General features: G+C 59.1%; 12 protein-coding genes and 1 pseudogene. 11 read left to right on the top strand and 2 right to left on the bottom strand.

Annotation, left to right across the window (positions count from 1 at the left end; translation table 11 throughout):
- Positions 1 to 32: 32 nt before the first annotated feature.
- From lpxD to lpxB, 5 genes are read left to right on the top strand one after another with little or no spacing between them, the layout of a single operon-like run.
- On the top strand, positions 33 to 1,100 hold the full coding sequence (gene lpxD, locus PH552_RS12950) for a UDP-3-O-(3-hydroxymyristoyl)glucosamine N-acyltransferase (RefSeq protein WP_113249914.1): 1,068 nt from the start codon (positions 33 to 35) through the stop codon (positions 1,098 to 1,100).
- Complete coding sequence (fabZ, locus tag PH552_RS12955) at positions 1,093 to 1,566, top strand: 3-hydroxyacyl-ACP dehydratase FabZ (protein WP_112340837.1); 474 nt, start codon at positions 1,093 to 1,095, stop codon at positions 1,564 to 1,566. The genes lpxD and fabZ overlap by 8 nt, the downstream gene beginning before the upstream one ends.
- Complete coding sequence (gene lpxA / locus PH552_RS12960; RefSeq protein WP_112340836.1) at positions 1,563 to 2,378, top strand: acyl-ACP--UDP-N-acetylglucosamine O-acyltransferase; 816 nt, start codon at positions 1,563 to 1,565, stop codon at positions 2,376 to 2,378. The genes fabZ and lpxA overlap by 4 nt, the downstream gene beginning before the upstream one ends.
- 1 nt (position 2,379) lies before the next feature.
- Positions 2,380 to 3,261, top strand: coding sequence for an LpxI family protein (locus tag PH552_RS12965; protein WP_113249915.1), 882 nt, complete (start codon positions 2,380 to 2,382; stop codon positions 3,259 to 3,261).
- The gene (gene lpxB / locus PH552_RS12970) at positions 3,258 to 4,439 is read left to right on the top strand and encodes a lipid-A-disaccharide synthase (RefSeq protein ID WP_113249916.1); all 1,182 of its coding nucleotides are present in this window, start codon (positions 3,258 to 3,260) and stop codon (positions 4,437 to 4,439) included. The genes PH552_RS12965 and lpxB overlap by 4 nt, the downstream gene beginning before the upstream one ends.
- A 26-nt stretch (positions 4,440 to 4,465) precedes the next feature.
- On the opposite strand, the gene gltA is transcribed toward lpxB, so the two are convergent.
- Positions 4,466 to 5,755 carry a citrate synthase gene (gene gltA / locus PH552_RS12975; protein ID WP_112340833.1) on the bottom strand — a complete coding sequence of 430 codons (1,290 nt, stop codon included), beginning with the start codon at positions 5,753 to 5,755 and terminating at the stop codon, positions 4,466 to 4,468.
- Positions 5,756 to 6,122: 367 nt separating this feature from the next.
- Here gltA and PH552_RS12980 point away from each other — a divergent pair.
- Positions 6,123 to 8,535, top strand: a pseudogene (locus PH552_RS12980) (ComEC/Rec2 family competence protein).
- On the opposite strand, the gene lexA reads toward PH552_RS12980, so the two are convergent.
- Positions 8,516 to 9,238: a transcriptional repressor LexA gene (lexA, locus tag PH552_RS12985; protein WP_113249959.1), complete on the bottom strand. Its 723-nt coding sequence runs from the start codon at positions 9,236 to 9,238 to the stop codon at positions 8,516 to 8,518. The pseudogene PH552_RS12980 and the gene lexA sit on opposite strands and share 20 nt — an antisense overlap.
- Before the next feature lie 425 nt (positions 9,239 to 9,663).
- Between lexA and PH552_RS12990 the strand changes: the two genes are divergently transcribed.
- The 5 genes from PH552_RS12990 (at position 9,664) to pdhA (ending at position 14,545) form a co-directional block, all read left to right on the top strand.
- Positions 9,664 to 10,551, top strand: coding sequence for a VOC family protein (locus PH552_RS12990; RefSeq protein WP_183763469.1), 888 nt, complete (start codon positions 9,664 to 9,666; stop codon positions 10,549 to 10,551).
- Positions 10,548 to 11,387 carry a 3-deoxy-8-phosphooctulonate synthase gene (gene kdsA / locus PH552_RS12995; protein ID WP_113249918.1) on the top strand — a complete coding sequence of 280 codons (840 nt, stop codon included), beginning with the start codon at positions 10,548 to 10,550 and terminating at the stop codon, positions 11,385 to 11,387. Before PH552_RS12990 ends, kdsA begins: the two co-directional genes overlap by 4 nt.
- Before the next feature lie 149 nt (positions 11,388 to 11,536).
- Positions 11,537 to 12,811 carry a phosphopyruvate hydratase gene (eno, locus tag PH552_RS13000; protein ID WP_112340830.1) on the top strand — a complete coding sequence of 425 codons (1,275 nt, stop codon included), beginning with the start codon at positions 11,537 to 11,539 and terminating at the stop codon, positions 12,809 to 12,811.
- Between the two features lie 221 nt (positions 12,812 to 13,032).
- The gene (locus tag PH552_RS13005; protein ID WP_112340829.1) at positions 13,033 to 13,344 is read left to right on the top strand and encodes an FtsB family cell division protein; all 312 of its coding nucleotides are present in this window, start codon (positions 13,033 to 13,035) and stop codon (positions 13,342 to 13,344) included.
- Between the two features lie 157 nt (positions 13,345 to 13,501).
- Positions 13,502 to 14,545 carry a pyruvate dehydrogenase (acetyl-transferring) E1 component subunit alpha gene (gene pdhA, locus PH552_RS13010; RefSeq protein WP_095434818.1) on the top strand — a complete coding sequence of 348 codons (1,044 nt, stop codon included), beginning with the start codon at positions 13,502 to 13,504 and terminating at the stop codon, positions 14,543 to 14,545.
- Positions 14,546 to 14,547 lie beyond the last annotated feature (2 nt).

Here is a 14,547-nt window from a genome sequence, read left to right on the forward strand (position 1 = left end):
CGGGCTTGAACACCGTTCTGGAGCTGGTGCTTATGGAACATACTGGTTTTTTCCCGCCCCATGGCGGCATCAGCCTAAGGCAACTGGCTGAGCATCTTGGGGCGGAACTTGCTGATGCGGCCTCTTCGGAGGTCGCCATCAGATCTATCGCCCCCGTCTATCGGGCAGGCGAGGGTGATATTTGCTATATCCTTTCCCGAAAGAATCGCGCTGAGTTGGAGACCTGCAGGGCCTCCGCCATCATTTGCTTGCCGGCGCTGAGGTCTTTCGTTCCCGATCATATTCCGGTGCTTCTGTCGAAGAAACCGCATACGGATTTCGCGATCGTCGGCGGCCTGCTGCATCCGGAAGCAATGCGGCCGGTCACATTCACGGCAAACCCGGGAACGATTTCACCGGCCGCCATTGTTGATCCGACAGCGAAGCTGGAGGCCAATATCGGCGTCGAGCCGGGTGCTGTCATCGGCGCCGGCGCTGAGATCGGCGAGGGCACTTATATCGGCGCCAACGCTCTTATCGGACCAGGCGTGAAAATCGGACGCAATTGTAGCATTGGCGGCGGCGCCAGCGTGCTCTGCGCCTACCTCGGCAATGGCGTCATCGTTCATAATGGTACGCGCATCGGCCAAGACGGGTTCGGTTATGCGCCGGGACCTCGTGGCATGATCAAGATCGTTCAGATCGGCCGCGTCATCATCCAGGACAATGTCGAGATCGGCGCCAATACGACAATCGATCGCGGCACCATGGACGACACCGTGATCGGCGAAGGCACCAAGATCGACAATCAGGTTCAGATCGGACATAACGTCCGCATCGGCCGGCATTGTGCTATCGTCAGCCAGGTGGGTATCGCCGGCAGCACGGTGATCGGCGATGGTGTCCAGATCGGCGGCCAGGCGGGCCTCAATGGCCACATCCACATCGGCGACGGCGTGCAGATCGGCGCCAAGAGCGGCGTGATGAACAGTATTCCGGCGGGAGAGCGCTATGCGGGCCTTCCAGCGCGGCCTCTATGGGATTTTCTAAGGGAATCGGCGGAGATCGCAAAGCGGTCAGGAGCCAGGGAAAAGAAAGACGGGAGTGCGGAGCATGACTGAGGAAGCCAAGGCGTCGTTGTCGTCGGCTGACGTTCTGGAAATTATGAAGCTGTTGCCGCATCGCTATCCCTTCCTGATGGTCGATAAGATCATCGAGATCGATAGCGACAATTCCGCGATCGGCATCAAGAACGTAACGGCCAATGAGCCGCAATTCACCGGCCATTTTCCGGAATCGCCGATCATGCCGGGCGTGCTGCTCATCGAAGGGATGGCCCAGACCGCTGGCGCGATCTGCGCTCGCAAGGATGGCATTGGCGGCAACCTCGTCTACTTCATGACAATCGACAACGCCCGCTTCCGCAAGCCGGTCGTTCCGGGCGACCGGGTCGAATTCCATGTCGTGAAGCTCAAACAGCGTGGCACCATCTGGAAGTTCCATTGCGACGCCAAGGTCGACGGCTCCTTGGTCGCCGAAGCCGATATCGGTGCGATGATCGTACGGAAGGATCAGGAACAGGCATGAGCAGCATAGCAAAGAGCGCCCGCATTCATAAGCTGGCGGTTGTCGAAGACGGCGCCGTCGTCGGCGAGAATGTTGTTGTCGGCCCGTTCTGCTATGTCGGTCCCAAGGTTGTTCTGCATGACGATATTCAGTTGCTCAACAATGCCGTTGTGACGGGTCGTACGACGATCGGTAAGGGAACGAAGATCTTTCCGATGGCCGTTGTCGGTGGTGATCCGCAGAGCGTTCATCATCATGGCGAGGAAACGACGCTTGATGTCGGCGAGAACTGCACGATCCGCGAGGGTGTGACGATCAATACCGGTACGGCCGATTACGGCGGCAGGACGGTCGTTGGTAACAACAACCTGTTCCTTGCCAATTCGCATGTCGCCCATGATTGCCGCGTCGGCAACAACGTCATCATGTCAAACAATGTCATGCTGGCAGGCCACGTGACGATCGAAGACCGCGCCATCCTTGGCGGCGGCTGCGCCGTGCATCAGTTTACCCGTATCGGCCGTCAGGCCTTTATCGGCGGCCTTACCGCTGCAAGCTACGATGTCATTCCCTATGGCATGCTGAACGGCAATCCGGGCGTGCTGTCTGGACTGAACGTCGTCGGCATGACGCGAGCGGGCATAGACCGGGCCGTCATCCACCGCGTTCGCCGCGCCTACAAGAGCATCTTCGAGAACGAAGGCTCGATCCGTGACAACGCGGCTGCGATCCGCGATGAATATGCCGATTGCAAGGAAGTGGTTGAAATCCTTGATTTCATTGCTGCCGATAGCGACCGCGCTCTGTCGTCGCCCAATCGCGGCAAGAGCTGACGTGGTTTCGGCCGGCCCAAACGGCAAAGGCAGGCTGGCGATTATCGCAGGCAGCGGCCTTCTGCCGGTTTATGTTGCCGACGCCGCTCGCCAGGCCGGTGAAAATCCCGTTATCATCGCATTGACGGATGAGGCGGACCGGGACTGGTCGGCCTTTGATCACGCCAATCTCGGTGTCGGCAATTTTGCGGGCCTGGAGGCTATGTTCCGCCGCCACGGCGTAGATCGCGTCGTCATGTCCGGCGGTGTCGCGCGCCGGCCATCCTGGCGGCAGGTGCATCCGACTTGGCGCGTCATCAAGGAATTGCCCTCGACCATACGCACGCTTCTGTCAGGTGGTGATAACGCCGTGTTGCAGATGGTCATTCGCCTGATCGAGGCGGGCGGCGTTCGTGTCGTCGGTGCGCACGAGATCGCGCCCGATCTACTGGCGACGACTGGACCTCTTGGAAAATTCTCTCCATCGGACGAGGATCTGCGCGACATCGCTCAAGGTGCCAAGGCGGCCGATGCGCTGGGGTTGCTCGATGTCGGGCAGGGCTCGGTCAGCGTCGGCGGTCGCGTCGTTGCGCTCGAGGGGGCCGAAGGCACGGACAAGATGATCGAGCGGGTTGCCGAGCTGCGCGCAGCGGGACGCATTTCGACGCGTCGACGCGGCGTACTCGTCAAGCTCTGCAAGCCGCAGCAGGATGTCCGAGCCGACCTGCCATCCATCGGCGTATCCACTGTGTCGAATGCCAAGAAGGCTGGTCTTGCCGGAGTTGCCATCGAAGCCGGCAGAGCGCTGATCCTCGACCGGCAGGCTGTGATTGCCGCCGCCGACGAAGCCGGCATTTTCGTCTGCGGCATCGACCGGGGCCTGAGCGCGGAGGGCTTCATGTGAGCGGTGCACCTTTGAAGCTTGCCGTCGTTGCCGGCGAGGTCTCCGGCGATCTGCTGGGGGGAGATCTCGTTGCGGCCTTGAAGCGGCGTTACGACGGGCCGGTCGAGTTGATTGGCGTGGGCGGCGACGCGTTGGAAGCGCAGGGCCTGCGCTCGCTCTTCGATTATTCCGAACTCTCGATCATGGGGTTCATTCAGGTCATCAAGCGTCTGCCGAAGCTGCTTGCCCGTATCCGGCAGACGGCCGAAGCCATCATTGCCGCTAAGCCCGATGTTCTTGTGATCATCGATAGCCCCGATTTCACCCATCGGGTTGCGAAGAAGGTGCGCAAAGTTCTGCCTGGTCTTTCGATCGTCGATTATGTCTGCCCCAGCGTCTGGGCGTGGAAGGAATATCGAGCGCAGAAGATGCTCGCCTATGTCGACCATGTGCTCGCCGTGTTGCCGTTCGAGCCCGCCGCGATGCAGCGCCTTGGCGGCCCGGCCACGACCTATGTCGGCCATCGTCTGACTGTGGATGCCGATCTATTGGAGACGCGCCGCCTGCGTGCATTGCGCGGTCTCGCCGGCGCCGATACGCAGAAAACGATCCTGTTGCTGCCCGGATCGCGCGCATCGGAGATCCGGCAGCTTCTTCCGGTTTTTGAGCGGGCTACTGAAGAGCTTAGCCGGCGAAACGATAATATTCGTTTTCTATTGCCGACTGTACCGCGGCAGGAAGCTTTGGTGCGTTCTCTTGTCGGAAATTGGCAGGTCAAGCCGGATATCGTCGTCGGCCAGGATGCCAAATGGAGCGCTTTTGCTAAGGCTGATGCCGCCATGGCAGCCTCCGGCACCGTGATTCTGGAACTGGGGCTTGCCGGGGTTCCCGTGGTCTCGACCTACAAAACGGAATGGCTGGCGAAGTTTGTGCTCTCGCGCATCAAGATATGGACGGCCGCCCTGCCGAACCTGATCGCCGATTACGCTGTCCTGCCCGAGCTGATCAACGATGTTCTGCGGCCAGGAATGCTCGTTCGCTATATGGAGCGCCTGGCGAACGACACGCCGGAGCGCGCCGCGATGCTTGCTGGTTACGATCTCGTTTGGGAGCGAATGCAGACGCAGGAGCCCCCCGGCGATAAGGCGGCGCAGATCGTTCTGGATATGCTAGCTCATAAAAAAACCGGTCATCTCTGACCGGTTTTTTGTTTCAATACCGAAGCTTAGCGCTTGGAAACAGGCACATATTCGCGCAGCGGTGCACCGGTGTAGAGCTGCCGCGGACGGCCGATGCGCTGATGCGGATCCTCGATCATTTCGTTCCACTGAGCGATCCAGCCGACGGTGCGGGCGAGAGCGAACAGAACGGTGAACATGGTCGTGGGGAAGCCGAGAGCCTTCAGCGTGATGCCGGAGTAGAAGTCGACGTTCGGATAGAGCTTCTTCTCGATGAAATATTCATCCGTCAGAGCGATGCGTTCGAGCTCGATTGCGATGTCGAGCAACGGGTCGTCCTTGATGCCGAGCTCGCCCAGAACCTCATGCGCCGTCTTCTGCATGATCTTGGCGCGCGGATCGTAGTTCTTATAGACGCGATGACCAAAGCCCATCAGGCGGAACGGATCGTTCTTGTCCTTGGCGCGGGCGATGAATTCCGGAATGCGGTCGACGGTGCCGATCTCATTCAGCATGTTCAGCGCGGCTTCGTTGGCGCCGCCGTGGGCCGGACCCCAGAGGCAGGCAATGCCTGCTGCAATGCAGGCGAACGGGTTGGCGCCGGAAGAGCCCGCCAGGCGAACCGTCGAGGTCGATGCGTTCTGCTCATGGTCGGCATGCAGGATGAAGATGCGGTCCATGGCGCGGGCGAGCACCGGATTGACGACATAGTCTTCGCACGGAACAGCAAAGCACATGCGCAGGAAGTTGGACGCATAGTCGAGATCGTTCTTCGGATAAACGAAGGGCTGGCCGATATGGTACTTGTAGGCCATGGCGGCGAGCGTCGGCATCTTGGCGATCATGCGCAGGCTTGCGACCATGCGCTGGTGCGGATCGGTGATGTCGGTCGAGTCGTGATAGAAAGCCGAGAGCGCGCCGACGCAGCCGCACATGACGGCCATCGGATGGGCGTCGCGGCGGAAGCCGGTGAAGAAGCGCGACATCTGCTCATGCACCATCGTGTGGTGGGTCACGCGATAGTCGAAGTCCTTCTTCTGCGCCGTCGTCGGCAGCTCGCCGTAAAGCAGCAGGTAGCAGACTTCGAGGAAATCGCCATGTTCGGCCAGCTGATCGATTGGATAGCCGCGATGCAGCAGAACGCCTTCGTCGCCATCGATATAGGTGATGCTGGACTCGCACGATGCGGTCGAGGTGAAGCCAGGATCGTAAGTGAAAGTGGAGGTGTTCTTATAAAGGGCACCAATATCAATGACACTTGGGCCGATGGTTCCGGTTTTCACCGGCAAATCCACCGTCTTTTCACCCCAAGTTAGTTTCGCGCTTTGTTCCGTCATGCTGATCCTCCAAGATTTGGCGGGATTGACGCCATAAAAAGCGCCAAAAGGTTAAGCGACTACCGACTAGCTATATGATCCAGAGCCTAATGCCAAGTTATCCCATTGCCGAATTGTGCAATGCGGTATCAACTTTTGGGCACTGCGGTAGCGTCATTGACAAGGCTGCGCAGGGAAACCGCCTCTATTTCGTTTCTCTCATGCCGATTTCGGTTGAAATCACTGCATGGTGACGGCAAAAATCGCGCCGAAGCTGTGGTTTTGTATGGGGGCGGTGGCGAGTGCCTAATTTGGAGGCAACGGAGCAGCGGGAAGAAGGCCGGAATGTCGCTGCGCCCTCGCAGCTTCGCCTGCTGTTGCGACGATCATGCTTCGCGCCAAAGTGCGGCAAGGAGCGCGGACGCAGGATCAGGCGCCGTTGGCTTCGCGTCTCCTTCTGGTCGCGGGCCGCATTGGAGGAAGCGTTGCTCGACTGGTCGAAGAGGAGGCGACACACGGCCGCGCCATCCTTTTCGCGTCGATCTATATGGGCCTTGGTGCCATCTTCTGGTTCAAGGCTAGTAGCGATCCGCCTCCGCAAGCCGTGCTGGCGGGCCTCTGTGTCTTTGCCGCCAGCTTCGCGCTCCGGCGGGAAGCGGGTAGGCTGTCTCGCCACCTGCTTTTCGCCGGCATGCTTATTTGCCTCGGCATGGCGCTGGCGCAATGGGAAAGTTGGCGGGTTTCCACTGTGATGCTCGACTCGGCGGTGACGACGACCGTCACCGGCCGCGTCGAGCGGCGCGAATCCTATGACAATGGAGGCTGGCGCTATGTCGTCCGGGTCGAGACGACGGAAAAGCCTACGATTCGCCGTTCGCCGGAACGGGTCACGATCTTCATACGCAAGCAGGCGAAGCCGTTCGATCTCGGCGATCGCATCCAGGGCAAGGCGCGTCTGACACCGCCGTCCGGGCCTGCTCTGCCTGACCTCAATGATTTCGCCTTCAGTTCCTATTTCAATGGAATCGGTGCGAACGGTTTCGCCTATGGCAACCCGACCTTATTGTCTCCATCCGGTGATGGCGTTGCAGATTCGCCGCTGGATAAGGCCGATATCTGGCTCGCCGGCCTGCGCAACGGCATCGGAGACAGGATCCGGGAAACCTTGCCGGGAGATACGGGCGCCTTTGCGGCAGCGCTTGTCACCGATGAGAGACGTGCGATCTCAAAGGATACGACCGAGTCGCTGCGAATTGCCGGTCTCACTCACATCATCGCAATTTCAGGGCTGAACATGGCGCTGTCGGCCGGCATCTTCTACGTCGGCCTGCGCTATCTGTTCAGCTTGTTTCCGGGAGTTGCTCAGGCCTGGCCGACCAAGAAGTTCGCGGCCTTCGGCGCGCTTTTGACGGTAACGGCCTATTACCTGATTTCAGGCTTCGGCGTATCCGCCGAACGCGCTTTCATCATGATGGCGATCATGCTGGTGGCCGTACTTTTCGATCGGCCGTCGCTCAGCCTTCGCAATGTCGCGCTATCCGCCATCGTCATCCTCATTCTGTCGCCGTCGCAGGTGCTCGGCCCAAGCTTCCAGATGTCGTATGCAGCGACGCTGGCGTTGGTGTCGGGCTATTCGCTGTGGAAACGGCGGCGGCACCGCGAAAACATCCTCTCGCGGATCCGTCTGATAAGCCCGCTGCTCTTCGTGTCGCGCTTCTTCGGTGGCGTGTTGTCGACCTCGTTCATCGGCGGTGCATCGACGGCCATCTTTTCGATCGAGCATTTTCACCGGCTGGCGACATACGGTCTCGCCGCCAACCTTGCGGCCATGCCGGTCGTCTCCTTCATTGTCATGCCGTTCGGCATGGCCGCAATGCTGCTGATGCCTATCGGCCTGGACGGGCCGTTTTGGAACGTCACCGGCGAGGGACTGGAACTAGTCATCCTGATCGCCAAAACTGTGGCCGGTTGGGGAGGCGACATCACCTTCGGCCGCCAACCCGGCTGGCTGATGCCGACCTTCATTGCCGGCTTTCTGATCATGACCGTGCTGCGGACCCGGCTTCGCCATTTAGGCTTGCTGTTGCTGCTTTCATCCATCGGCGTGGCGGCATTCGGCTCAGGTGTGCCGAAGCCGGATCTGATGATTTCCGAAGATGGTGTCCTGGTTGCGTTGCGACAGGACGATATACTCGCCACAAATCGCGAAAGGCCGCAGGTCTTCATTTTCGAACAATGGCAGAAGGCGCTGGTCGCAACCGAACATCAGCCACCCACCATGCTCCCCGCTGATGACCGGCTTCCGCAGATCAATAAGACGACCGATCGCCGCCGCCGGTTAAGCAGGGAAGAGCAAAATGCAGTCCGCAAGGCGATGGAGGAGGCTCTGGATCGGACAATGCAGGGAAGTTTCGCCTGTCAGAAGGGCGCATGGTGCGTGGCGATGCTCGACAACGGCGCCATGTTGGTCACCATCGAAAATGCCGCCTATCTGCCGCCGGCTTGCGATACCGCAAACATCGTCGTCACGCCGATCCGGCTACGACTTGATTATTGCCGTTCCGGCCGCAATGCTCATAACCGGTGCGACATTGCGCAAAACCGGGTCCATCGAAATGACGCTCACGGCCGATAAGCCTATTGTCTCTGTCGCTTTCGAAAACCCTCAGCGACCATGGACCAGGCACCGAACCTATGATTGGCGCACCGGCAAATTCGGTACGCCACCTGCGCAGATATCACCCGTCAATGATAGTCCAACTGTTGGTGATAACTCGTCTGTCAATGATAGCGCCGAATAAGCCCTACAAGCTTGCCCTGGACCTTGACGCGATCCGGCCCGAAGATACGGGTTTCATAGGCCGGATTGGCGGCTTCCAATGCGATGGAAGCGCCCTTGCGGCGGAATCGCTTCAGCGTTGCCTCTTCGTCGTCGACGAGCGCAACGACGATATCACCGGGATTGGCTGTCGTCGAATTGCGGATGATGACCGTATCGCCATCGAAAATTCCGGCGTCGATCATCGAATCGCCCCTGACCTCCAGCGCATAATGCTCGCCGGAGCCGAGCATATCGGCGGGAACGGTAATGTCGTGCGTGTTGTTCTGAATGGCGGAAATCGGAACGCCGGCGGCGATGCGCCCCATGACCGGTACCGATGCGGAACTATTGTGCTCGTCGTTGGCAACCTTTGCCGGGGCTGGAGGCGCGACTGGCTGGGGTTTGCCGAGGCTGCCCTCGATAATGCTCGGTGAAAAGCCGCGTCGTGGCTGCAGGCTTGAATTATAGGCCTCCGGCAGCTTGATGACTTCGAGTGCCCGCGCCCGATTGGGCAGGCGGCGAATGAAGCCGCGCTCCTCGAGCGCGGTGATCAGACGGTGAATGCCGGATTTGGATGCCAGATCCAGTGCGTCCTTCATTTCGTCGAAAGATGGCGGGACACCGGATTCCTTCATTCGCTCGTGAATGAAGAGAAGCAGTTCCTGCTGCTTGCGCGTCAACATCGTCTTGGAACCCCAAATCAAGAAAATCGTCGTGAAACAAATCCAGAACGGACACTATATGTTCCATATGTGTTCTGCAAGTGCTTAAATTTCGGTAAAGCTTCGCGGAGCCTATCAAATATTTGCCGCCATCGACTGGATCGCTTGAAATTCCTTGCGAATTATATCCGCGCTAATTCATCGATAAATATGAGAAATGCCGCTTTGTTCGCCTTATGGACGATTCACCTCAATCCTGCTCTGCTCGTGTGCGAATGAAGACGGCGACTGGCACATAACTCGACCGCAGTTGAGAATCAGTGCGCTCGGGTTGCCGCAGTTGCGTCCGGCCCACGTTCTCCTGCGCTTTCACGGGCTTGGCTTTCGGCTTGAATTGAGCATTGTATGAGCGCAAATCTGCTTTTGCAGGCAAACAAGGGAGGACCATGACTTTGTCGCCGCATCCGCTGGATCATCTCGTGCTGCCGACCGTCAACATCGCTCTGGCGCGGGAGCGCCTGGGCAAGCTTGGCTTCACGGTCGCACCGGATGCGCGCCACCCCTTCGGCACTGAAAATGCCTGTGTGTTCCTTGCCGACAAGACCTATCTCGAACCGTTGGGCGTGGCCTCGCAGGAGCAATGCGAGACGAGCATTGCCGACGGCAATGTCTTTGTTGCGCGCGACCAAGCCTATCGCTTCCGCGTTGCCGAGGATGGTTTTTCGGCCCTGGTTTTCGGCACGGACGATGCTGTCGGCGATGATGGGCGTTTCAAGGCGGCTGGGATTTCGGCTGGACCCATGCTGGATTTCTCCCGGCCGATGAAGATGCCGGATGGAACGGAACCCACGGCCGGTTTTCGCCTCGCATTTGCGGCGGATCTGCGTGCGCCGGATTTCCTGGCCTTCTGCTGCCAGCGCATCAATCCGCTGCCGGCCGATCGCAGCGTACTCGAGCGTCACAAAAACGGGGTGACCGGCATTGCGCGGGTGGCGCTTTCCGCGCTGAAACCGGCGGTGTATCGCAGCTTTTTCGAAGAGGTCGTTGGCGGTCCGCGGATCTTGGAGCATTCCTTCGGCCTGACGATCAAGGCGGCCAATGTCGATGTCGAAGTTTTGACGCCGGAAGGAATGGAAGCATTCTACGATTTGCCGGTCCATACCAGCGATCCCGGGCTGCGCGCACGCGCAATCCTTTTCAAAACGCGCGATCTTTCCGTGACATCGTCGCATTTCGCTGCTAACGGCGTCACCTACACGCGTAAGAACAATCGTATACTGGCAAGGCTGGCGCCCGGACAGGGCGCATTGTTCGCCTTCGAGGAGATAGCATGACCACGAATTCCGAAGTCACCGTCGGTGAGGGTGCCTCCAAGGTCCTCTTTTCCAACAGCGCCAAGCTGTCGCTGATTGCCGGCCCCTGCCAGATGGAAAGCCGCGACCATGCTTTCATGGTTGCCGGCGTCCTGAAGGAACTCTGCGGCAAGCTCGGCATCGGCCTTGTCTACAAGTCGTCCTTCGACAAGGCCAACCGTACGTCACTGTCGGGCAAGCGCGGCATCGGCCTGGAAAAGGCGCTGGAGGTCTTTGCCGACCTCAAGAAGGAATATGGCTTTCCGGTTTTGACCGACATCCACACGGAAGAGCAGTGCGCCATCGTTTCCAAGACGGTCGATATCCTGCAGATCCCGGCCTTCCTGTCGCGCCAGACCGATCTTCTTGTTGCCGCGGCCAAGACCGGCCGTGTCGTCAACGTCAAGAAGGGGCAGTTCCTTGCGCCTTGGGATATGAAGAATGTGCTTGCCAAGCTCAATGAGAGCGGCAATCCGAACATTCTTCTCTGCGAGCGCGGGGCTTCCTTTGGCTATAACACGCTGGTCTCGGATATGCGCTCGCTGCCGATCATGGCAGCGATGGGCGCACCCGTCATCTTCGATGCGACCCATTCCGTACAGCAGCCTGGCGGGCAGGGCGGTTCGACTGGGGGCGACCGCCGCTTTGTCGAGACACTGGCGCGCGCTGCGGTCGCCGTCGGCGTCGCAGGTGTTTTTATCGAGACGCATGAGGACCCGGACAATGCGCCCTCGGACGGCCCGAACATGGTCTATCTGAAGGATATGCCGCGGCTTCTGGAGAAGCTGCTGGCCTTTGACGCCGTGGCCAAGGCTTAAGAAATATCGGGCATTCAACAGGCTGACATGAATTTGCTTTACGCGGCCTGCAGGAGTGCCAAATCGCGGCGCGGATCGCCATTGTAATTTCCGCGCCTTCGATTAAGACGATTTAAATCGATTTATAAACCAGCGAGCAGGAAGCTATCATGACCGCAATCACCGACATTATCGCCCGCGAGATTCTCGACAGCCGTGGCAATCCGACCGTCGAAGTCGATGTCTACCTCGAAGACGGCAGCATGGGCCGCGCGGCGGTTCCGTCGGGCGCGTCGACCGGCGCTCATGAAGCCGTCGAGCTTCGCGATGGCGGCAAGCGCTACCACGGCAAGGGTGTCGAGAAGGCAGTCGAAGCCGTCAATTCGGAAATCTTCGACGCGATCGGCGGCATGGATGCCGAAAACCAGATCCAGCTCGACAACATCATGATCGAACTCGACGGCACGCCGAACAAGTCGCGCCTCGGTGCCAACGCCATCCTCGGAGTCTCGCTCGCCGTCGCCAAGGCTGCTGCCCAGAGCGCCAACCTGCCGCTCTACCGCTATGTCGGCGGCGCTCATGCCCGCCTGCTGCCGGTTCCGATGATGAACATCATCAACGGCGGCGCTCATGCCGATAACCCGATCGACTTTCAGGAATTCATGATCCTGCCGATCGGCGCAGACTCGATCCGCGAAGCCGTCCGCATGGGTTCGGAAGTCTTCCATGTTCTGAAGAAGGAACTGGCATCGCAGGGCCACAACACCAATGTCGGCGACGAAGGTGGTTTCGCGCCAGGCCTCTCCAGCGCCCCGGCAGCCCTCGATTTCATCATGAAGTCCATCGAAAAGGCCGGCTACAAGCCGGGCGACGAAATCGCTCTCGGCCTCGATTGCGCCTCGACCGAATTCTTCAAGGACGGCAAGTACGTGCTCGAAGGCGAAGGCCGCACGCTGGAATCCGGCGCCATGGCCGAATACCTCGCAGAACTCGCAGCGAAGTACCCGATCGTTTCGATCGAAGACGGCATGGCTGAAGACGACTGGGAAGGCTGGAAGACGCTGACCGACCTGATCGGCAAGAAGACCCAGCTCGTCGGCGACGACCTGTTCGTCACCAATTCCGCCCGCCTGCGCGACGGTATCCGCATGGGCGTTGCCAACTCGATCCTCGTCAAGGTCAACCAGATCGGCTCGCTGACCGAAACTCTCGATGCCGTCGAAACCGCGCATAAGGCCAACTACACGGCCGTGATGTCGCACCGCTCGGGCGAAACGGAAGATTCCACCATCGCCGATCTCGCCGTTGCCACCAACTGCGGTCAGATCAAGACCGGCTCGCTGTCGCGCTCCGACCGTCTTGCCAAGTACAACCAGCTCATACGCATCGAGGAAGCGCTCGGCCCTCAGGCAAAGTATGCCGGCCGCTCCATCCTGCGCGGCTGATGCCTGATCCGCGCGATCCGCTTGGGTCTGCGACGAGATTATTCGCTGAAATCGAACCGCGCCCCTGGGCGCGGTTTTTTATTGGACCGCGTAGTTAGAGTCAACGGACGGTTAATCTCTGCCGGTTACATTAGCGCTAGGTGTTTGATTTAATGTGATCTTGTCCGAGCCACATTGGCTTTGGAGTGGGGTCGCCTAAAGCCAGAGCGTTTCGAGCGAGTATGTGGACAAAGTATCATAAGAAGAGAAAGTTCGGGCGTTTCATCCTTCCCGCCATCACCATCGCCTTTGTGAGCTATTTCGGTTATCATTGTATCCATGGTGACTACGGCTTGAAGGCGACTGAAGTATTCGAGCAACGTCGCGTCGACCGCGCCAAGGAATTGGCGGAACTGGTCGCCAAGCGCGAACACCTTGAGAAGGAGGTCACGCTCTTGAGCGACGGCTCCCTGGATAAGGACATGCTCGACCAATATGCGCGCTATCAGCTGACCTATTCCAAGGCGAACGAGATCGTTATCTTCAACAAATAGTTATAATTAACCGAATTTCGGTTAATCGAATTTTTTCAATTAATATCAATAGCTTGCGAAGAATATGAGCCATGCAATTATAGCATTGCTGTGGCGAACAATCTTGCCTATGTTACGCCTCACCACAAAACGAGGCTACTCACACAGGGAGGGTTGAATGGCGCCGCGAAAAAACGCGACCGTTTCCAGCCGCAAAACAGCATCAAGGCCTGCCAAGGAAACCAATGGCGGCCCGATCGCAGATTTCGATCGCGATGCGGAGCTCAAGGCTTACCGTGAGATGCTCTTGATCCGCCGCTTCGAAGAGAAGGCCGGCCAGCTTTACGGCATGGGCTTCATCGGCGGCTTCTGTCACCTTTACATCGGCCAGGAAGCTGTCGTCGTCGGCATGCAGATGGCGCTGAAGGATGGCGACCAGGTCATCACCGGCTATCGCGACCACGGCCATATGCTGGCAACCGGCATGAGCGCACGTGGCGTCATGGCCGAGCTCACCGGACGCCAGGGCGGCTATTCCCGAGGGAAGGGCGGCTCCATGCACATGTTCTCCAAGGAAAAGAATTTCTACGGCGGCCACGGCATCGTCGGCGCCCAGGTCTCGCTCGGCACCGGTCTCGGCTTTGCCAATTGGTACCGCGGCAATGACAATGTCAGCGTCGCCTATTTCGGTGACGGAGCCGCCAACCAGGGCCAGGTCTACGAAAGCTTCAACATGGCGCAGCTCTGGAAGCTGCCTGTCATTTTCGTGATCGAAAACAACCGATACGCCATGGGCACGTCGACGGCTCGCGCTACCGCGCAGGCCGATTTCTCCAAGCGCGGTGCGTCCTTCGGCATTCCCGGCATCCAGGTCGACGGCATGGACGTCCGCGCGGTCAAGGCTGCGGCTGACGAAGCCGTCGCGCATTGCCGCTCCGGCAAGGGTCCGATCATCCTGGAAATGCTGACCTACCGTTACCGTGGTCACTCCATGTCCGACCCGGCAAAGTACCGCTCCAAGGACGAAGTGCAGAAGATGCGCTCCGAGCACGACCCGATCGAGCAGGTCCGTGTTCGCCTGCTCGAAAAGGGCTGGGCGACCGAAGACGATCTGAAGGATATCGACAAGGATGTCCGCGACATCGTCGCAGACAGCGCCGATTTCGCCCAGAACGATCCTGAGCCGGATGCCTCCGAGCTCTACACCGACATTCTGCTCTAAAT

Source organism: Rhizobium aureum, from assembly GCF_030182495.1.
Taxonomy (GTDB): Bacteria; Pseudomonadota; Alphaproteobacteria; order Rhizobiales; family Rhizobiaceae; genus Rhizobium; species Rhizobium tropici_C.

Bases quoted from the DNA above. Each gene is read 5' to 3' on its own strand.
- lpxD (WP_113249914.1), top strand. From the start codon at position 33: ATGGAACATACTGGTTTTTTCCCGCCCCATGGCGGCATCAGCCTAAGG.
- fabZ (WP_112340837.1), top strand. From the start codon at position 1,093: ATGACTGAGGAAGCCAAGGCGTCGTTGTCGTCGGCTGACGTTCTGGAA.
- lpxA (WP_112340836.1), top strand. From the start codon at position 1,563: ATGAGCAGCATAGCAAAGAGCGCCCGCATTCATAAGCTGGCGGTTGTC.
- gltA (WP_112340833.1), bottom strand. From the start codon at position 5,755: ATGACGGAACAAAGCGCGAAACTAACTTGGGGTGAAAAGACGGTGGAT.
- lexA (WP_113249959.1), bottom strand. From the start codon at position 9,238: ATGTTGACGCGCAAGCAGCAGGAACTGCTTCTCTTCATTCACGAGCGA.
- PH552_RS12990 (WP_183763469.1), top strand. From the start codon at position 9,664: ATGACTTTGTCGCCGCATCCGCTGGATCATCTCGTGCTGCCGACCGTC.
- kdsA (WP_113249918.1), top strand. From the start codon at position 10,548: ATGACCACGAATTCCGAAGTCACCGTCGGTGAGGGTGCCTCCAAGGTC.
- eno (WP_112340830.1), top strand. From the start codon at position 11,537: ATGACCGCAATCACCGACATTATCGCCCGCGAGATTCTCGACAGCCGT.
- PH552_RS13005 (WP_112340829.1), top strand. From the start codon at position 13,033: ATGTGGACAAAGTATCATAAGAAGAGAAAGTTCGGGCGTTTCATCCTT.
- pdhA (WP_095434818.1), top strand. From the start codon at position 13,502: ATGGCGCCGCGAAAAAACGCGACCGTTTCCAGCCGCAAAACAGCATCA.